General features: G+C 67.8%; 17 protein-coding genes. 7 read left to right on the plus strand and 10 right to left on the minus strand.

From position 1 onward, the window contains the following. Positions 1-125 precede the first annotated feature (125 nt). Positions 126-1,070, minus strand: coding sequence for a chemotaxis protein (locus C0R07_RS06775; RefSeq protein WP_070471614.1), 945 nt, complete (start codon positions 1,068-1,070; stop codon positions 126-128). A 105-nt stretch (positions 1,071-1,175) separates the two neighbouring features. Here C0R07_RS06775 and flgA point away from each other — a divergent pair, with 105 nt between their 5' ends. From flgA to C0R07_RS06795, 4 genes are all read left to right on the plus strand, one after another. After that, positions 1,176-1,823: a flagellar basal body P-ring formation chaperone FlgA gene (gene flgA, locus C0R07_RS06780; protein ID WP_102788471.1), complete on the plus strand. Its 648-nt coding sequence runs from the start codon at positions 1,176-1,178 to the stop codon at positions 1,821-1,823. A 109-nt stretch (positions 1,824-1,932) separates the two neighbouring features. Then, positions 1,933-2,235 carry a flagellar biosynthesis anti-sigma factor FlgM gene (flgM, locus tag C0R07_RS06785; RefSeq protein WP_019184772.1) on the plus strand — a complete coding sequence of 101 codons (303 nt, stop codon included), beginning with the start codon at positions 1,933-1,935 and terminating at the stop codon, positions 2,233-2,235. Between the two features lie 2 nt (positions 2,236-2,237). Then, positions 2,238-2,570, plus strand: a complete 333-nt coding sequence (locus C0R07_RS06790) for a hypothetical protein (RefSeq protein WP_026070037.1) — start codon at positions 2,238-2,240, stop codon at positions 2,568-2,570. Positions 2,571-2,654: 84 nt separating this feature from the next. Continuing rightward, complete coding sequence (locus C0R07_RS06795) at positions 2,655-3,878, plus strand: ATP-binding protein (protein ID WP_026070036.1); 1,224 nt, start codon at positions 2,655-2,657, stop codon at positions 3,876-3,878. Positions 3,879-4,050: 172 nt separating this feature from the next. On the opposite strand, the gene C0R07_RS06800 is transcribed toward C0R07_RS06795, so the two are convergent. After that, positions 4,051-5,808: an EAL domain-containing protein gene (locus C0R07_RS06800; RefSeq protein ID WP_019184769.1), complete on the minus strand. Its 1,758-nt coding sequence runs from the start codon at positions 5,806-5,808 to the stop codon at positions 4,051-4,053. Between the two features lie 4 nt (positions 5,809-5,812). Then, complete coding sequence (locus C0R07_RS06805) at positions 5,813-7,918, minus strand: PAS domain S-box protein (protein WP_102788472.1); 2,106 nt, start codon at positions 7,916-7,918, stop codon at positions 5,813-5,815. Positions 7,919-8,068: 150 nt separating this feature from the next. On the opposite strand from C0R07_RS06805, the gene C0R07_RS06810 reads away from it, so the two are divergent. Continuing rightward, positions 8,069-10,852, plus strand: a complete 2,784-nt coding sequence (locus C0R07_RS06810; RefSeq protein ID WP_102788473.1) for a bifunctional diguanylate cyclase/phosphodiesterase — start codon at positions 8,069-8,071, stop codon at positions 10,850-10,852. A 333-nt stretch (positions 10,853-11,185) separates the two neighbouring features. On the opposite strand, the gene C0R07_RS06815 is transcribed toward C0R07_RS06810, so the two are convergent. The 6 genes from C0R07_RS06815 to C0R07_RS06840 form a co-directional block, all read right to left on the minus strand. Further along, positions 11,186-11,491 (minus strand): hypothetical protein, encoded by a 306-nt coding sequence (locus C0R07_RS06815; RefSeq protein ID WP_070427348.1) that lies wholly within the window; start codon positions 11,489-11,491, stop codon positions 11,186-11,188. A 98-nt stretch (positions 11,492-11,589) separates the two neighbouring features. Beyond that, a complete protein-coding gene (locus C0R07_RS06820; RefSeq protein ID WP_019184765.1) occupies positions 11,590-12,780 on the minus strand; it encodes a methyl-accepting chemotaxis protein in 1,191 nt (396 codons plus the stop codon). 134 nt (positions 12,781-12,914) lie between these two features. After that, positions 12,915-13,529: a high frequency lysogenization protein HflD gene (gene hflD / locus C0R07_RS06825; protein ID WP_070471586.1), complete on the minus strand. Its 615-nt coding sequence runs from the start codon at positions 13,527-13,529 to the stop codon at positions 12,915-12,917. Next, positions 13,526-14,665, minus strand: coding sequence for a tRNA 2-thiouridine(34) synthase MnmA (gene mnmA, locus C0R07_RS06830; protein WP_070471585.1), 1,140 nt, complete (start codon positions 14,663-14,665; stop codon positions 13,526-13,528). Before mnmA ends, hflD begins: the two co-directional genes overlap by 4 nt. Then, positions 14,662-15,123, minus strand: a complete 462-nt coding sequence (locus tag C0R07_RS06835; RefSeq protein WP_070427351.1) for an NUDIX hydrolase — start codon at positions 15,121-15,123, stop codon at positions 14,662-14,664. Before C0R07_RS06835 ends, mnmA begins: the two co-directional genes overlap by 4 nt. Position 15,124: 1 nt before the next feature. Continuing rightward, complete coding sequence (locus tag C0R07_RS06840; RefSeq protein WP_070471584.1) at positions 15,125-15,589, minus strand: YbjN domain-containing protein; 465 nt, start codon at positions 15,587-15,589, stop codon at positions 15,125-15,127. Positions 15,590-15,683: 94 nt separating this feature from the next. Here C0R07_RS06840 and clpS point away from each other — a divergent pair, with 94 nt between their 5' ends. After that, positions 15,684-16,016: an ATP-dependent Clp protease adapter ClpS gene (gene clpS / locus C0R07_RS06845; protein WP_019184760.1), complete on the plus strand. Its 333-nt coding sequence runs from the start codon at positions 15,684-15,686 to the stop codon at positions 16,014-16,016. Between the two features lie 367 nt (positions 16,017-16,383). Next, positions 16,384-18,663 carry an ATP-dependent Clp protease ATP-binding subunit ClpA gene (clpA, locus tag C0R07_RS06850; RefSeq protein ID WP_070471583.1) on the plus strand — a complete coding sequence of 760 codons (2,280 nt, stop codon included), beginning with the start codon at positions 16,384-16,386 and terminating at the stop codon, positions 18,661-18,663. 82 nt (positions 18,664-18,745) lie between these two features. On the opposite strand, the gene C0R07_RS06855 is transcribed toward clpA, so the two are convergent. Beyond that, complete coding sequence (locus C0R07_RS06855) at positions 18,746-19,114, minus strand: hypothetical protein (protein WP_037553682.1); 369 nt, start codon at positions 19,112-19,114, stop codon at positions 18,746-18,748. Between the last annotated feature and the right edge of the window lie 191 nt (positions 19,115-19,305).

The raw sequence follows: 19,305 nt of genomic DNA on the forward strand, positions 1-19,305 counted from the left end.
CAAGCGGCGTGCCAGAGGGGGCTGCGGGCCGCTCCCCGGCGGCGTGTTCACGCCGGGGTGGATCCACGCCAGGCGTGGATGTCGTCTAGCGGCCGGGGGTCATTCCGGCCGCGCTGGGCGGCGTGTCATGCCGCCATCGCCACCTTGCGCAGGCGGTCCAGCAGGAAGTCCGCCAGCTCATGCGGGGAGTACTTGGCCACGAACGCGTTCGCGCCGACCCGTTCCACCATCGCGTTGTTGAACACGCCCGACAGGGAGGTGTGCAGCAGCACGTACAGGCCGGCCAGGCCCGGGTGACGCCGGATTTCCGTCGTCAGGGTGTAACCATCCATCGCCGGCATCTCGATATCGGAGATCACCATGGCGTAGCGCTCGGCCGGGTTCTCGCCCGAGGCGTGGATCTGCAGCAGGTGGTCCAACGCCTGCTTGCCGTCCGACAGCAGGGTCGCCCCGACCCCCAGCTGGTCGAGCACGCTGCGGATCTGCTGGCGGGCCACGCGCGAGTCGTCCACCACCAGTACCTGCATCGGCGGGGCATCGGGCGGCAGGGCCATGGAGGGATCCAGCACCGCCTCACCGCGGATCTCGGCGATGTCGGCCAGCACGCTTTCCACGTCGATCACCTGGATCAGCTCGCCCTGGAAACGGGTCACGGCAGTCAGGTAGCTCGACTCGGCGCCCAGTTCCGGCGGCGGGTGGATGTCTTCCACGGCGATGTTGACGATGCGTTCCACACCGCTGACCAGGAAGCCCTGGATGGAGCGGTTGAACTCGGTCACCACCAGGTAGCCGGGCGCCTTGTCGGCATCGGGCTCACGCTCGGGGTGGCCGATCGCCAGGCCCAGGTCCAGCACCGGCACCGAGCGGCCACGCACATCGGCCACACCGGCGAACTGGCTGGGCAGCCCGGGCACCTGGAACAGATCCGGGCGCCGCAGGACTTCCTGCACCTTGAACACGTTCACGCCAAAAAGCTGACGTCCCCCCAGCCGGAACAGCAGCAGGGCCAGACGATTGTGGCCGGCCAGGCGCGTACGCTGGTCGATGCGGTTGAGCAGGTCATGGGACATGGGCTTGGTATCGGCGGCGGTGGCGATGACTTGAGCGCGGCGTGCGCAAGGCTTCGGCACGGCGCTTGCATCGTGCTGCCCATGTTCCTTGCCCCTGGAGTGCCCATGCGTTCTCTTGTCCTTGCCGCGCTGGTGCTGGTGGCGCCCGCCTGGGCCGCCGGCGGCTGGCAACCCGTGGACAGCATCCGCCAGGCGGCGCTGGGCACCCTCCCGGCCGGCAGCGAAGGTGACACCACGCTGGATTCGGCACTGCGCCTGCCGGCGTGCGGCCAGCCGCTGGCGGCCCAGCCAACCGGCAGCAGCACCGTGGAGGTCAGCTGCCCCGATGCGGGCGGCTGGCGCCTGTTCGTACCCGTAAAAGTGCGTCGCAACCAGACGGTGCTCATCCTCAACCGTGGCGTGGCCGCTGGAGAAACCCTCTCGGCGGCCGATATCACCACTGGCCAGCGTGATGCGGCACGGATCGCCGGTGCTGCGCTGGCCGATCCGGCCGCGGCGGTCGGTCGCGTGGCACGCAGGACCCTCAGTGCGGGCAGCCTGCTGTCGGCCAATGACCTGGTCGCGCAGCGGCTGGTACGGCGGGGCGACAGCGTCGCGCTGGTGTCGCGGCGGGGCGGGGTGGAGGTCCGGGTAGCCGGACGCGCCATGGCCGATGCCGGCGAAAACGAGCGGGTCTCGGTCGAGAACCTGTCCTCGCGCAAGATCGTGCAGGGCACCGTCGCGGCCAGCGGTGACGTTTTAGTGACGCGCTGAACACCATTGTGAATACGCGCCACTTTCCCCGCGAAACCTGCAATATTCCCCTAAAGATGGCGTCCGCCCGGCCGTTATCCCTTGTGAACCGCATTCCCAGGACAACTCCATGAGCCAGAAAATCGACGGCAACCTCCCGGCCACCGCCCATCTGCGCAGCGTCGCTCCGGGCAACAAGCCGAGCGTCAGCACCGATGCCCCGGCCCGCCCGGTGGAAGCCGCTGACAGCCTGCGCCTGACCGGCGAAGCGACCAGCCTGCAGACCCTGCAGCGTGAACTGTCCTCGGCGCCGGCGATCGATGCCGGGCGGGTGCAGGCGGTGCGCGAAGCCCTGCAGAACGGCAGCTACAAGATCAATCCTGACGCGATCGCTTCGCGCATGCTTGAGCTGGACCAGCAGCTGCAGGGATGAAGCTGGCGATGAGCGAGCCGCTGCAGCGCCTCAGCGATGCCCTGGACGTCGAACGCCAGGCCTTGGTCGAGCATGACGTGCACGCGCTGATCCGTGCGACCGGCGCCAAACTGGAAGCGCTTCGGGCGCTCGAGGCCGCGCTGCCGGTCGGCCAGGCCGAACGCGTGCAGGAACTGGCCGAGCGCAACCACGCCAACGGTGTGCTGCTGTCGCGCCGCCGCCGCGAAGTGAACTGGGCGCTGCGCCAGCTCGGCCGCAGTGAAGAATCCTCGGCGTATGACGCCAAGGGCCAGTCGCACATCCTGCACACCCGGCGGCCCCTCGCGGTCGCCTGATCTCCCTGTCTGGCAGCCCCGGGCTGCCGATGTGAACGTCACCGCGTATATTGATCGCCTGTTTCCAGCCGCCTCGATGTGACCGTGACCGTAACGTCCACCCTTGTCACCGCCCCGTTGCCTCCGCATCCGGTCCTGCTTGCCCTGTTCGAGCGGATCAAGGAGGGCGTGCTGCTGTTCCGCGAGGATGGCAGCGTGGCCCTGGCCAATGCCGCGGTCAGCGAGATCCTCGGCCAGGCCGAACGCGATGCCGAGCAGACGCCGGCGCAATGGCTGCGCCAGCTGCTGCCACCGGATGCCCTGGAACATGCGCGCCTCAACGGCCACTGGAACGGCAGCCTGCCGGTCGGCGAGCGCATGGTCATTGCCCATGTCTACCATCACGACGACGCTGGCCAGCGGCACTACCTGGCGTTGTTCCGGCGTATCGAGGGCCAGGAAGACTACGAGCGCGAACTGCAGCAGCGCCATGCCGAACTGCGCCAGGCCTACCTGCGCCTGAACGGCACCCAGGAAAAGCTGCTGCAGTCGGAAAAGATGGCCTCCATCGGCCAGCTCGCTGCCGGCGTGGCGCACGAGATCAACAACCCGATCGGTTACGTGCATTCCAACCTGGGCAGCCTGCAGGAATACCTGCGCAGCCTGTTCACCGTGATCGAAGCCTACGAGCGCGCGTTGCGTGCGCCGGACCCGAAAGCACTGATCCCGGAAATCGACGACATCCGTCAACGCTTCGACATCGACTTCATCAGCCGCGATCTGCCGCAGCTGATGGCCGAATCACGCGAAGGCATCGAACGGGTGACCCGGATCGTGCGTGACCTGAAGGACTTCTCGTATTCCGGCCGCGATGAATCGTGGAAGCTGGTGGACCTGCATGCGGGCCTGGAATCCACGATCAACATCATCTGGAACGAGCTCAAGTACAAGGTCGCCCTGCACCGGGAGTTCGGCCAGTTGCCGCTGGTGGAGTGCCTGCCTTCGGAATTGAACCAGGTCTACATGAACCTGCTGCTCAACGCTGGCCACGCCATCGCCGACCGCGGCACGATCCACGTCCGCACCGGTGTGGACGGCGACACGGTGTGGGTGGAATTTGAAGATACCGGCGGCGGCATCTCACCGGACCTGCGCCAGCGCATCTTCGATCCGTTCTTCACCACCAAGCCGGTTGGCAGCGGTACGGGGCTGGGCCTGTCGATCTCCTACAGCATCATCAACAAGCACCACGGCCGCATCGATCTGGAGAGCACCCCGGGCGTGGGCTCGAAGTTCCGCGTGGTGCTGCCGATCAAGCAGCCGCGCTGAGCCGGCAATGGCCGTGCCGGTCGCTGGCCGGCATTGCGGGGAGGGGCTTTCAGGCATCGCGTTCGGTTGAGCGAGAGCAGCCGACCAACGGTCGGCTCTACCTGGATATCTGGCGCGTGCAACGTAGAGCCGACCGTTGGTCGGCTGCCGCGTCAATCCGCCTCAATCCGACTCAGTCCGCGTCAACCGCCGGCAGCGCTGGCGCCGGTGCGGTGTTCGCCCGGCGCTGTTCCTCGTGCGTGCGGAATGCCTGGTGGATGTGCTTGCGCAGCTCATCATCGTTCCATGGCTTGGTCAGGAACCGGTAGATCGCACCGCGGTTGATCGCGTCGGTCACCGTGTTGAGGTCCGTGTAGCCGGACAACACCAGCCGGATCGTGTCGGGGTAGAGCATCTTCACCCGGCCCAGGAACTCGGTGCCGCTCATGTCGCTCATGCGCTGGTCGGAGAGGATCACCTGCACATCGTTGATGGCCAGCAGATCGAACGCATCGCGCACGTTGCCGGCGGCCAGGATGCGGTAGCCGTCGCGGCGGAACAGGCGCACCAGCGAGCGCAGCACGTTCTCTTCGTCGTCCAGCAGCAACAGCGTGCGGTCCGGGCGGGTCTCGGCGAAGGCCTCCGGGCGCAGGTAACGGCGGCGCAGGGTCATCCCGGCCGCGTCGGCCGACATCGGCTCGCCGAACAGATACCCCTGGAACACATCGCAGTCGTTGCGGCGCAGGAAGCCCAGCTGTGCCTGCGACTCGACGCCGTTGGCGATCACCGTCATGCCCAGCTGGTGGCCCATGGCGATGATCGCGCGCGCGATGGCAGCCTCGCGATTGCCGGCCGGCGCACTCTTGATGAAGCTGCGGTCGATCTTGAGCTTGTCCACCGGATAGCGGACCAGCGCGCTGAGGCTGGAATCGCCGGTGCCGAAGTTGTCCAGGCTCAGGCTGATGCCTTCGTTGCGCAGGTTGACCAGGGTCTCGTGGACGAAGTTGACGTTGTTGGTCAGCGCGCTTTCGTTGATCTCCAGCGTCAGCATCTGCGCCGGAACGCCGGCCGCCTGCATCAGCGACATCACCTCGGCGAAGAAGTTCGGGCGCAGCAGCTGCAGGGTGGAGACGTTCACCGCGATGGTGAAGTCATCAAACCCCTGGTCGCGCCACAGCCTGGCCTGTTTGAGTGCGCCTTCCAGCACCCAGGTGCCGATCTGCACGATGATGCCCAGCCGCTCGGCGGTACGCATGAAGCGCTCGGGCACCAGCATCCCCAGGGTGGGCGACTGCCAGCGCAGCAGTGCCTCCATCCCCACCACGTGGCCGTCGCGTGCGCTGACCAGCGGCTGGTAACGCAGCTTGAGCTCGCCGTTGGGGATCGCATCGACAATCTGGCGCGCGATGATGCTCTCGCTGTGCGCGCTGGAGGGGGTATCCACGGCGTGGATGCGCACGGCGTTGCCGCCTTCGCGGGCGGCCTGGTACAGCGCATCTTCGGCGTGGTCGAGCAGGCGCGAGACACCGGTGGCGTGTTCCGGGCACAGGCTCACGCCCAGCTTGCCGGTCATGAACAGGGTGTAGGGCAGCACCGACAGCGGCAGCTCGAGTTGCTGGCGGATTTCCTCGGCCAGGTCTTCGGGCAGTGGCATGTCGGCGGTGCGCGGCACGGCCAGCAGGAATTCATCGCTGCCGTGGCGCCACAGCTTGCCGCGGCCACGCAGGTGGTGCTGCAGGCGCTGGGCGACCAGCACCAGGGCCTGGTCGCCGACTTCGGCGCTCATGTTCTCGTTGACCGAGGCGAAGTGGTCGATGTCCACGTGCATCAGCATCAGCGGCGTGCCGCCGGACGCGGCCTCGGTCACCATCGCCTGCAGTTCGGGATTGCCCGCGCCCAGGCGGGCCGGGGCGTCCTCGATGCTGACCAGGGGCAGGGAAGGGTTCCACATGAGCTCAGTGTTCCAGTGCGTCGTGAGCCGTCGCGCCGGTGGCGCGGTACGGCAGGTAAAGGTCGATCAGGGTACCGGCGCCATGCGCCGATTCAATGCGTAATGTGCCACCCACGCTCTGCGCGCGCTCGCGCATCACGATCAGGCCCAGCCCGCGCGGGCCATCCGGGTCGAAGCCCTCGCCGTCGTCGCGGACCTGCAGGTGCAGGCCGTGGTCGTCCACATCGCGCAGATGCAGGTTCACCTGGCTCGCACGCGCATGGCGCAGCACGTTGGTCAGGCTTTCCTGGGCGATGCGGAAGCAGGCCTGTTCGATATCGCCGGCCGGGCGCCGGGGCAGGGACTGGATATCGGGCAGCAGCTCGATCGCCGCCGAGCGGAACAGCACGCCGGCCTGCCAGCGCAGCGCCGCTTCCAGCCCGAGTGCATCCAGCTGCGGCGGGCGCAGCAGGGTCGAGATGTCGCGCAGCTTGCCCACGGTCGCATCGGCCAGTTGGATGATCTGGGCCAGGTCCTCGTCGCGGCGGGCGGCGTCCTGCTCATCCTGGGCCGCATACGCGGACAGTTTCATCGCGGTGATCGCCTGGCCGATATCGTCGTGCAGATCGCGCGAGATGGCGCGGCGCTCGTCTTCCTGCAGCGAGAACAGCCGGCCGGCCATGGCCTGCAGCTCGCGGTTGCTGGTTTCCAGCGCCTCGCGGATGCGCTCGGGCTCACTGAGGTCGCGCACGATCAGCAATTTGCAGTTGCGGCCGCCATACCGCACATCGCCGACCGCCAGGCCGGCCTGGAACGCCTGGCCGTTGAAGCGGCGCATGCCGATCACCTCGCCGGCCCCGCCGTGGTGCAGCGGCAGCTGGGCGAACAGCTGGGCGCGTACGCGGGGCAGATCGTCGGCGGTCACCAGCGCGGCCAGCGGCTCGCCGAGCAGGGTGTTGTGGCCGTACCCGAACTGGGTGGCGGCGCAGGCGTTGGCGTACAGCACGTGTTCTTCGGACAGGATCACCACGCCATCGGGCAGCACCCGCACCAGCTCGCGGAACTGCTCTTCGCGCTCACGCAACAGGCGCCGCGACTGCTCGCGCTCGGTGACGTCCTGCAGGGTGCCCAGCACCCGCGGCCGCCCGGCATCGTCCTGGCCGCTCTCGGCGCGCAGGTGCACCATCAAGGCGCGCCCGTCCATCGCCAGCAGCGGCAGCAGCACATCGATCTGCACCGGTTCGCCCGAGCTCATTTCCTGCAACAGCTGTTCGCTGAGCGCGGCGGTGGCCGGATCGGCGGGCACCAGCAGTTCCTCGAAACGGTGCCAGCGCCGGGCTTCCGGCGCGCGCCGCGCCAGCAGGCGGTAGACCTGGTTGGCGTAGCGGCCCAGTCCGGTGGCCGGGTCGATCTCCCACGCGCCGATGCGCGCCATCTCGTGCGCTTCCTCCACGCGGGCCAACGCCTGGTCGCGGCGCAGCAGGGCCTGGTCTTCGCGGGTACGGTCGATCGCGATCAGCAGTCGCGCACGGCGGCCGCCGTAATCGATGAAATTGCTGCGCATCTCCATGCGCCGGGTGCTGCCATCACTCAGGCGCAGATCGGCGGTGATCACGCACAGCTGCTCGGGGTTGGCGCGGATGTGGTCCAGCTTGGCTTCGAGCAGGGCCTCGTGACCGGGCGGCCACAGCGCCGTGATCGGCATCGCGGTGAAGGTTTCCCGGCTGTAGCCGAAGAAGCCCGCCGCCGCCGGATTGACGTCCAGGATCGCCAGCGATTCCAGGTCATACACCAGGATGGGGCCGGGATTGCCTTCGAACATCTGCCGATGACGGGTTTCCGAACTCTCCAGCCGCGCATGGGTGTGCAGCACGTGCTGGGCCAGCGGCCGCAGCAGCAGATAGATCAGCGCCGCACTGGCGACCACGAAGAACGTGCCCTTGATGGTCTGCCACTGCGCCGCGGTCTGCAGGTCGCCGGCCACCACCTTGACCGCCGCATCGCTGCACAGGATCCACACCAGGGCCAGCACCAGGTAGGCCACGACCACGCGCCAGCGGTCGCGGCGCAGATCGCGGGCCAGGGGCGTGTCGTCAGCGGGTGCGGAAGGGCCTGGCAGGTGGGTCGGCATGGGGCAGGGCGGGGCCAGTCGGACAAGGCGAGCGTCATCTTACCTGCCCGGGGTGAGGATGCAGGTCGCCAGGGAACTCAATAATCCGCAATCTCCGCCGTTAACGATTGCGTTCCCCGGTTGTCGGGTGCGTTTTCGGAGTTACAGGGCGTGGACCAAGGCATTATCGCGAGTCTGCTGCAGCACCCACTGGCCTCGGCGCTGGTGATCCTCGACCGTGCCGGTCGTCCGATCGCCGCCAACCCGGCCGCGCGCGAGCACGGCCTGCCGGCAACCGTCGCCGCGTACGGCGAGGTACTGGAAGATCTGCGCCTGCTCGCCGCGGACGGCGGGCTGGTGCCCTGCCAGCTGCCCGGTGGGCCCGGTGGCCGCTTCGATGGCTGGATGCGCGCCGTGCACGATCCGGATGGGCATCTGCTGGCCTTCACCCTGAGCGTGCCCGAGCCGGTCGCCGCCTATGCCGGCAGCCGTTGGGAAGTCGCCCTGGATCATGCCGGGCATGGGCTGTGGGACTGGGACCTGCCCAGCGACAGCGTGCGCCGCTCGCGGCGTTGGGATGGTCAGCCCATCGAGGACTCCCACAGCCATGCCGAGGGCGTGAGCGCGCTGCTGGAGAACGTCCACCCGGACGACCAGCCGGCGGTGCGGCTGGCGATGGATGCGCACCTGCGCGGCGAGAGCGAGGTCTATACGGCCCAGTTCCGCGCCCGGCACCCCGATGGCGAGTGGCGCTGGGTGCTGGATCGGGGCCGGGTGGTCACCCGCACGGCCGATGGCCAGCCGCTGCGCATGGTCGGCACCCATACCGACATCCAGGCCCAGAAGCAGATGGAAGTCCAGCTGCGCGAGCAGCAGGTGCAGCTGCGCGAAGCCCAGCGCATCGCCAGCATGGGCAGCTGGTCCTGGGATCCGGAGGCGCGCCGGTTCTGGTGGTCGCCCGAGTTCCGCGTACTGCTGGGCACCGGCGAAACACCGCCGCACGGTCGCCGCCATTGGCTGCGTCAGCTCGAACCGCAGTCGCGCGGCCGGTTGCGCAATGCCTGGCGCCGGATGTGGCGCGATGGTGCGGCCACCACGCTGGAGCTGGAGCTGATCCGCGACAACGGCGCGCTGCACCTGCGCGTGTGGATGCAGCCGCTGATCGGGCCGGACGGTCGCATCCAGCGCCTGCTGGGCCAAGTCCAGAACATTACCGAACAACACCAGACCGATGCGCTGATCCGCTGGCGTACCGAGCTGCTCAACCGCGTCTCGGCCCTGGGTCGTATCGGCGGCTGCGAGATCGAGGTGGGCACCCGCCACATGCAGTGGACCGAGGAGTGCTACCGCATCCACGGGCTGCGCAAGGAGCCGATCAGCCTTGACCAGGCCCTGAGCCTGTACACCCAGGATTCGCGCGATGCGTTCGAGGCGGCGCTGGTGCGGATCGCCGAGGGGGGCCTGCCCGAGCAGCTGGACCTGTGCTTCTACCGGCAGTCCGGACTGCGCATCTGGGTCCAGGTGCTGATCGAGCTGGACCGCCGCGATGGCCTGCCGACGCGGTTCGTGGTGCTGTTCCGTGACATCACCCGCGAGCGCGAAGCCAACGAGCGCATCGAACTGCTGGCCCATTACGACCTGCTCACCGGCCTGCCCAACCGGATGCTGCTGCGCGAGCAGACCGCCGATGCCATCGAGGTGGCGCGCGATCGCGGCAGCCCGCTGGCGATGCTGTTCATCGACCTGGACGGCTTCAAGACCATCAACGACACCTTCGGCCACGCCACCGGCGATGCGCTGCTCAAGGCGGCCGCCTCGCGCCTGCACCAGAGCCTGCGCAACAACGACCTGTTCGGCCGCTTCAGCGGCGACGAGTTCATCGTCGTGCTGCGCGACCTGGCCGCGCCGGAAGATGCCGGCCATGTCGCGCGCAAACTGATCGCCTCGCTGGCCGAGCCGCTGCACCGCGGCGAGAGCACGCTGAAAGTCGGCGCCAGCGTCGGTATCGCGATGCTCGATGAGAGTCGCCAGGATTTCGAATCGCTGCTGCGCGCCGCCGATGCCGCCATGTACGCGGCCAAGGAAGCCGGGCGCAACACCTACCAGTATTACAGCCAGGACGCCCTGGCCAAGATCCAGCGCAAGCTGGAGATCGAGCACGCACTGCTCGGCGCGATCGAGCGCGAAGAATTCACCCTGGCCTACCAGCCGCTGCTGCATGCCGAGAACGACCAGCCCCCGGCGATCGAGGCGCTGCTGCGCTGGCATCGGCCCGGCATCGGCTACTGCAGCCCGGCCGAGTTCATACCGATTGCCGAGAAGTGCGGCGAGATCGTGCGGATCGGTGACTGGGTGCTGGCCGAGGCCTGCCGCCAGGCCGCTGCGTGGGACGCCGCCGGCCTGCAATTCGACCGCGTGGCGGTCAACGTGTCGGCCGTACAGCTGCGCGACCGCGGGTTCGCCGAACGCGTGATCGACATCTGCCACGCCCACGGCTGGCCGCCGCAGCGCCTGGAGCTGGAGCTGACCGAGTCCGCCCTGATCCGTGACACCGACGTGCTGCGGCACTGCTTCGAGGTGCTCGAACGCCACGGCGTGCCGCTGGCGGTCGACGACTTCGGTACCGGCTTCTCGAACCTGCACTACCTCAACCGCTTCCCGGTGGGGCGCCTGAAGATCGACCGCAGTTTCGTCCAGGGCATGCTGCACGATGCCGGCACCGCTGAGGTCACCCAGGCGATCGTGCACCTGGGCCACGCGCTGGGCATGAAGGTCGTGGCCGAAGGCGTGGAGACCGAGCAGGAAGAGGCCATGCTGCGCCGCCAGGGCTGCGATGAGATCCAGGGCTACCTGTACTCGCGCCCGCTGGCGCCGCGCGATCTGGCGCAGTGGTTGAAGCTGGGCACGCAGACGCTGCCGCGCGAGAGCTATGCCGCGGTGACGCAGAGCGTTTGAGTAAGGTCCTGCAGCGCCCCTCCGTGGGCTCTGCACAGCCCTGGGTTGCCGTCCCGTCATACGGGTCGTGCGCGACCTCGGCGCTTGCGTTGCATGTGACCTGCGCACAGCCCTCCGGCCGGGGTCCCCCTCGGTCCGGCACAGGCCATCGCCCGGCGATATCAGCGGGCACACAGATGGAAATACGATGAAGCTGCCGAACCGCCCTGGGCGTCAGTCCTGCGGCGAGTGCTGCGCTCGCCTCAACGGGTAGCGCCGTGACGGCCGCTTGCGGACGTGCGATGACGGGTAGCTGCGTTGGCGTTCACGGCGGTTGATGCCGGGCAGGCAGCGTCAGCGCGCCGCCGCATCCAGATCATCACCGCTCAGGCCAAGGTCCCAGGCCAGGCCGGCCAGGGCGGGGTCGACGGCGGAGGGCAGGGTGACGATGCCCGGCGCGGGGCGCTTGGCCAGCTGCGCGAGTTCCTGCTGGGCCAGCTGCTCCAACCGTGCGATCAGGGCGCGGCCCTGCAGCGGGGCAACCGGCGCTGCCGCAGCGGCAGGCGCTGCAACGGCGGTGACGGTCTCACTGCGCTGCACCGCCGGCTCCAGCTCGGCGGGGACAACGGATGCAACGGACAACACGGACGCGTTCAACATCGGGTAATCATCTGCAGCCAAGGCGGGTCGTGCAAGCACAACGGCCCCGGGGAAACCGGGGCCGTTGTCTGTGCCGGGGTCGGCACGGGACATCTGGATCAGAACAGCTCGACCGCGCCTGCGGCCATGCTCTGCTGGGCGACCGCCTTGTGCGGCGGGCGCTCCCACTCGGTGCGCATGTCACGCAGGCGGCTGCCGGTGCGCTGCAGGGCGGTCACGACCTCCTCGTCGAACACGCCGCCACTGCGATGCAGCAGCTCCTGCAGGGCGACGGCCTCGCGGTTGATCGCCGTCAGGCGGTCCAGGTGGGTGTGCACGCCGCCCAGGGCCTGGGTGGCGATGTCTTCGAACTGCAGGGCGCGCACGGCTTCAGCGACGCTGCTGTCGATGGCGCGACCGCATTCGGAGATCTCGCGCATGCCGTCACCGAGCGAGGCATTGATCTGGGCCACGTTCTCCAGCATCTGCGCCGCTTCGTGGCGCGCTTCGCGGGAACGGTCCATATCGCGGGAGGCCATGTGCGAGACCGTCTCGCGCACCTTGGCGATGGCGTCCTTGGAGCTGTGCGCCAGCTTGCGGATCTGCTCGTTGAAGGTGGTCGAGCGCTCGGACAGGTTGCGGACTTCGTCGGCGACCACCGCAAAGCCACGGCCGGCTTCACCGGCACGTGCGGCTTCGATGGCCGCGTTCAGGGCCAGCAGGTTGGTCTGGTCGGCGATCGACTTGACGTCCTCCAGCAGCGCGAAGATGCCATCCAGGTGCTGGGCCATCTGGTCGATGTGCTGCACGGTGTTGCTGCTCTGGCCGCTGACCTGTTCCAGCGCCTCGACCAGCTGCTCCATCCGCTGGCTGGCGTGCTGGGCGAAACGGGCCACGTCGACGCCGGCACCGCCTTCTTCGCCGGCGCGGTCGACGATGCGGGCCAGGGCCTGGCTCTGCTGGCGCGACTTGCGGTTCATCGCATCGAAGCTGCTGCCCAGGCCACCGACCGCATGACGGATCAGGTCGCGGGCACGTTCGACTTCGCCACGCGAGCCGTCGATTTCGTTGCCGACGAACGAGCGCAGCTCGGTCAGCAGCTGGTCCTGCTCGCGCATGATGCGGGCCTGCTCAGGCGAACGCTGGGTCTGGGCGCGGGCGCTCCACCAGGCAAACCCGAGCCAGCTGAGCGTCATCGTGCTCAGGATCGCCCAGCGCAGGGCGGCGGGCCACTCGAAGCCGATGGCAAAGGGAAGCAGAAGGGTCAGGACCAGGGGGGCGGCCAGGCGGATGAAGAGGCGTGAGTACATGGACGTTCTCGGGGAGGTGCACGGATGCTGTATCGGCCGTACCCCGGTTTGCTTTAGTCCTGCACCACACATTCGATCAAAAACCGCACGTCCCGGCCCCCCGGGTGGAGCCACCCGATGGGTGGCTGCCGAGCTCAGCGCAGCTGGCGCGCGACCGCTTCCAGCATCGTCTTGCGCGAGAACAGGAAGTCCCAGTACTGGCCACCGGTCTGGCGCCACAGCACCGCCGAACGGACCGCGGCCAGCAGCAGCGCGCGGATCTCGGCGACCACGCCCGCCTGGCCGAGGTAGTGCGGGTTGCCCTGGACCATCACCCGCGGCTTGAGGTTGCTGATGGTGTCCGCGTACAGGCCACCCAGTGCGGCGAGCACGTCCGGGTGGGCGCTGTCGCCCAGCTCGCCGGCCTGGGTGCGGGCGCGCTCGATCCCGGTGCTGACCTTGGCCACGATCGCGTCCTCGCGCACGAAGCGGCGCTCAAGCTGCAGCACCGACAGCGCCAGGCGCGGCAACTGCTCGTCCTGCCCCTGGCTGCTGAGGTAGTTGTGCAGCAGGCGCAGGCCGGGGGCGACATTGCTGGCGCTGCCGTAGATGTCCTGCGGGCTGGCCGCATCGATGCGGAACACGCTCTCCACCGCGGTGCGGACCACGGCGGCTTCGGAGTGGCCGGTTTCGGCGATGCGGCGCACCTGCTGCAGGGCCTGGGCGATGCCGGCCAGAGCGAGTACGCGGTCGTCGACGGAAAAACTCATGCAGCAGATACCTCGAAAGGAGAAGGGGTGGCGCGAAGGCGTTGTTCCAGCGGCGCATCGGTGGCGGCGATGACGGCGCCACCAAGGCAGACCTCATCGTCATACAACACCAGCGATTGGCCCGGGGTGACGGCACGCTGCGGGCGCGCGAAGCGCACGTCCACGGTGCCATCGTCGCGCACGGTAACGGTGCACGGCTCGTCGGGCTGGCGGTAACGGGTCTGGGCGGTGCACTCGAAGCGGCGCGCGGGCGGGGCGCCGGCGATCCAGTGGGCGGCCTCCGAATGCAGGCGGGTGGACTGCAGCCACGGGCTCTCGCGGTCCTGGTCCACGTACAGCACGTTGCTGGCCACGTCCTTGCCGACGACGTACCACGGGGCCGCCGGCCGGCCACGCACGCCACCGATGTTCAGGCCCTCGCGCTGGCCGAGCGTGAAATAGAACACGCCGGGATGTTCGGCGATCAGGGCGCCATCGGGATCGCGGATCTCGCCCGTTCTGGCCGGCAGGTAGCGGCCGAGGAACTCGCGGAAGTCGCGTTCGCCGATGAAGCAGATCCCGGTCGAATCCTTCTTGGCGTGGGTCGGCAGGCGTGCATCCCGTGCGATCCGGCGCAGGTCGTTCTTCTGCAGGTCGCCGATCGGGAACAGGGTCGCGGCCAGCTGTTCCTGGCCCAGCTGGTGCAGGAAGTAGCTCTGGTCCTTGCTGCGGTCGGCGCCGCGCAGCAGCGCCCAGCGGCCGCCCACCTGGGCGATCCGCGCGTAATGGCCGGTTGCGATGCGTTCGGCGCCAAGCTCGCGCGCGGCGTCGAGGAAATGCTTGAACTTCACTTCGCGGTTGCACAGCACGTCCGGGTTGGGCGTGCGGCCGGCGGCGTACTCGGCCAGGAAATGCTCGAACACGCCCTGCCAGTACTCGCTGGAAAAATCGCGGAAGTGGAACGGGATGCCGAGCAGGCCGCAGACTGCCACCGCATCGCGGCGGTCATCTTCGGCACGGCAGTCGCCACTGCCGTCATCGGCCCAGTTCTGCATGAACAGTCCCGCCACCGGCTCGCCCTGCTGGACCAGCCGCCAGGCCGCGACCGAGGAATCCACGCCGCCGGAGACACCGACCATGATCCGTGGGGGGCTCATGCGGCCTCCTTGACGATGGAGAGCGGGTGGCGCTGGCCGGCCAGATAGTCGGCCACCACCTGCCAGACCAGCGGGCTGCGCAGCCGGCCGGGCTCGGCCTTCAGCTCGGCCGGGGTCAGCCACACGGCCCGCAGGATCCCGGTGTCCAGCGGACGGGCGGGATCGTGCGAGACCGGCTCGGCCGCATAGGCAAAGCGCAGGAACGGCGTGCCGTCCGGGGCGGTCCACTGGTAGGTGCCGATGAAGGCGCTCAGGCGCACCGTCCAGCCGGTCTCTTCCAGCGTTTCCCGGCACGCGGCGGCGGCCAGGCTCTCGTCGGGCTCCAGGTGGCCAGCGGGCTGGTTCAGCACCTGGCGGCCGTCGATCGCCTCCTCGACCAGCAACAGACGCCCGTCACGCACCACCACGGTGGCCACGGTGACATGGGGCGTCCAGCGCGGTTCCTGCACGGCATTCACTTCAGTATTCGTCCTGCTCGGTCAGTTCGAGTTCCATGGCGTCCGCAGTGCGGATGGCCGCATCGATGGCGTCGCTGAGTTGCTCCGGGGTGGCAGTGGCATCGACCTTGACCACGAACATCGCCAGCTGGTCCTGCTTCACCCAGGCACCCATCTTGGCATCCTGCGAGTCTTCCAGCAGGCGGTTAGCGACGGCAGCGGGGAACTGCTTGCCCGGCGAATTGTAGGCCGGCGACCAGATCTCACGGATCCTGTGCTTGCCGAATTCCTCGACGGTGGAGCGCACGAAGGCCAGCTGGCTGCGGCCGTCATCCATGTCGAACACCATCTTGTAATCGCCGTCCTCGTCCACCTCGTAGGTGTACTTGAGCGTGTCCAGCGCTCGCCCGACGGCCTTGTCCGCTTCGGCCGCATGGGCGCCGGTGGCAGTGACGGCCAGCAGCAGTGCGGCAGCAATCCTTTTCATGAAATCCCTGTGAACATCTGGTTGGAGAGTGCAGATTGTGAAGGCCGCAGGGGGCAACGTCCAATCCGGCCGGGCGGGGCCCTATAATGGGGGGATGCCCCGCGAGACTTCCCACGAAACTCATCACGACCACGGCGTGCTGCTTGAGCCTGCACGTCCCGAGGTCGCGCCGCCGCCGCTGTACCAGGTGATGCTGTTGAACGACGACTACACCCCGATGGATTTCGTGGTGACGGTCCTGCAGCACTTCTTCTCGATGGACCTGGACCAGGCCACCCAGGTGATGCTCCACGTGCATACCCGCGGCCGCGGCGTGTGCGGGGTGTTCACCCGCGAGGTCGCCGAATCCAAGGTCGCCCAGGTCAATGAATTCTCGCGCATGAACCAGCACCCGCTGCTGTGCACGATGGAGAAGGCCAGCGGCTGAGCCGCCCCTGGCCCCGCCACAGGCGCGCCAGCGATCCGCCACTGTTCCAGCCATGGCGACAGACGTGCGGCCAGCCCCAGCCTAGCCGGAGCCGTCGGGTTCTCGGCATCCGCACCCACGTGAGCATCGCCAGGCTGCCGCCCGGCGGCTGCACCGGCCAGCGCTGGTCCGGGGTGGCGTCACGATGACATCACCATCACGTTGAAGCTGCCATTTCGTGGCGGCAAGTTCGTGCATGATGGAGGCCGTCGAATGGATCGGCGCGATCGGCGGAGTGCTAACGCCGTCTGAACGCACTGATCCGCTAGGGTGATGGAAATCGTGAAGGTTGGCCGCATATTGTTCCTAACTGCCGCCGGAGTTAATCATGTTCAGTAAAGACCTCGAACACACCATCGGACAGTGCTACAAGCGCGCCCGTGAGGCCCGGCATGAATTCATGACGGTGGAACACCTGCTGCTGGCACTGCTCGACAACCCGTCCGCCCAAGCCGTTCTCAAGGCCTGCGGTGCGGACGCCGAGCGCCTGCGCCAGGAACTGGAGCAGGCCATCGAGGCATCCGTCTCGCGCCTGGCCGAAGATGATGGGCGCGATACCCAGCCGACCCTGGGCTTCCAGCGCGTGCTGCAGCGCGCGGTCTACCACGTGCAGTCCTCGGGCAAGAAGGAAGTCACCGGCGCCAACGTGCTGGTCGCGATCTTCGGCGAGAAGGACTCGCATGCCGTGTACTACCTCAACCAGCAGGACGTGACCCGGCTGGACATCGTCAATTACCTCTCCCATGGCATTGCCAAGCTGGGCGAGGAGGGCGAAGTGCCGCCCGCCGCCGATGGCGAGGGCCGCGCCGAGGGTGCCGAAGGCGAGGGCAAGGGCGATGCCCTGGCCGAGTTCGCCAGCAACCTCAACGACCAGGCCCGCAACGGCAAGATCGACCCGCTGGTCGGCCGTGCCGATGAGATCGAGCGCACCATCCAGGTCCTGTGCCGCCGCCGCAAGAACAACCCGCTCTACGTGGGCGAGGCCGGCGTGGGCAAGACCGCCATTGCCGAAGGCCTGGCCAAGCGCATCGTGGAAGGGTCGGTGCCGGATGTGCTCGCCGATGCGGTGATCTACTCGCTGGACCTGGGCGCGCTGGTGGCCGGGACCAAGTACCGCGGTGATTTCGAAAAGCGCCTGAAGGGCGTGCTGACCGCGATGAAGAAGCTGCCCAACGCGGTGCTGTTCATCGATGAGATCCACACCATCATCGGTGCCGGGTCCGCCTCGGGCGGCACCATGGATGCCTCCAACCTGATCAAGCCGGCCCTGGCCTCGGGCGAGCTGCGCTGCATCGGCTCGACCACCTTCCAGGAATACCGCGGCATCTTCGAGAAGGACCGGGCGCTGGCCCGCCGCTTCCAGAAGATCGACATCGTCGAGCCGACGGTGGGCGAGACCTACGAGATCCTGCAGGGCCTCAAGCCCAAGTACGAAGCGCACCACGGCGTGACCTATGCCGATGACGCGCTGCAGGCCGCCGTGGACCTGTCGGTCAAGCACATCAACGACCGCCTGCTGCCGGACAAGGCGATCGACGTGATCGACGAGGCCGGTGCCCGCCAGCGGCTGCTGCCGGACGGCGAGCGCAAGGAGCTGATCGACATCGAGGAGATCGAGACCATCGTCGCCAAGATGGCGCGGATCCCGGCCAAGCAGGTCAGCGCCACCGACAAGGACGTGCTCCAGCATCTGGAGCGCAACCTGAAGATGGTGATCTTCGGCCAGGACCCGGCCATCGAGACGCTGTCCTCGGCGATCAAGCTGGCACGCTCGGGCCTGGCCAATCCGGAAAAGCCGATCGGCAACTTCCTGTTCTCCGGCCCGACCGGCGTAGGCAAGACCGAAGTGACCAAGCAGCTCGCGCTGCAGCTGGGCATCGAGCTGGTCCGCTTCGACATGAGCGAGTACATGGAGTCGCATTCGATCAGCCGCCTGATCGGTGCCCCTCCGGGCTATGTCGGCTTCGACCAGGGAGGCCTGCTGACCGAGAAGATCGTCAAGACCCCGCACTGCGTGCTGCTGCTGGACGAGGTGGAAAAAGCCCACCCGGACATCTTCAACATCCTGCTGCAGGTCATGGACCGCGGTGTGCTGACCGACACCAATGGCCGTGAGGCGAACTTCAAGAACGTGGTGCTGGTGATGACCACCAATGCCGGCGCGGCCCAGGCCTCGCGGCGTTCGATCGGCTTCACCCGCCAGGACCATGCCACCGACGCGATGGAGGTCATCCGCAAGAGCTTCACGCCGGAGTTCCGCAACCGTCTGGATGCGATCGTGCAGTTCCAGGCGCTGGGCTTCGAGCACATCCTGCGCGTGGTGGACAAGTTCCTGATCGAGCTGGAAATGCTGCTGCAGGAAAAGCACGTCAGCCTGTCGGCCACCCCGACCGCGCGCGACTGGCTGGCCCACCATGGCTTCGATCCGCTGATGGGTGCCCGCCCGATGGCGCGCGTGATCCAGGACAAGATCAAGCGTCCGCTGGCCGACGAGCTGCTGTTCGGCAAGCTGGTCAACGGTGGCAAGGTCAGCATCGATGTGCGCGACGACCAGCTGTTCGTCGAGACCGAAGCCGAGCCGGAGCGTCTGCTGCCGGCCACGGTCTGACCGCGCGGTAGATGCCTGCACCGTCATTGAAAAGCCCCCGCAAGGGGGCTTTTCTTTGGGTGCGCGGCAGCCTTCGGTGCGGTTACTGGCGGGCGCGTGCCTTGCGGGTGAATTCTTCGGCGGTGATCGGCTCGACCGCACTGATCGTGCAGCTTTGTCCGTTCGTGCGCAGCCTGCTGGCTCCTGCGCCACAGAGTTGGCCGTCCCGGCCGGGAGTGACAAAGGCCAGTTTCGGGGACATGGCTGCGCTGCTGCAGGAGCGCTCGAAACGGACCAGGTAGTGCTGGTCGCCATTGCGGAGCAGTACATCGCGGTCTGCCCCATTGCGCACCAGCTGCTGATCCGGGGACAGGGTAATGCAATCGCCGGCAGCGGCCGGTTCGGCGGCCTGGACGGAGGCAGCGGTAGCCAGGCAGGCAGCAAGCAGGAGCAGGGAAGGCAGGCGTTTCATGGCGGGGGCCATCGGGTCGGGATCCGGATTGGATCGAGGGCCACAATGGGCGTTTTTGCGCCAGGGCGAATCTGCATCAAGGCATCCTGACCGACGTCAGGGTGCACAGGGTCAGGGTGACGCTTGGCAGGGGTGGGGCGATGGCTGAATGGCGCCCACGCGAAAAGGCCAGCACCTGGCTGGCCTTCTGA

Source organism: Stenotrophomonas bentonitica, from assembly GCF_002887735.1.
Lineage (GTDB): Bacteria > Pseudomonadota > Gammaproteobacteria > Xanthomonadales > Xanthomonadaceae > Stenotrophomonas > Stenotrophomonas bentonitica_A.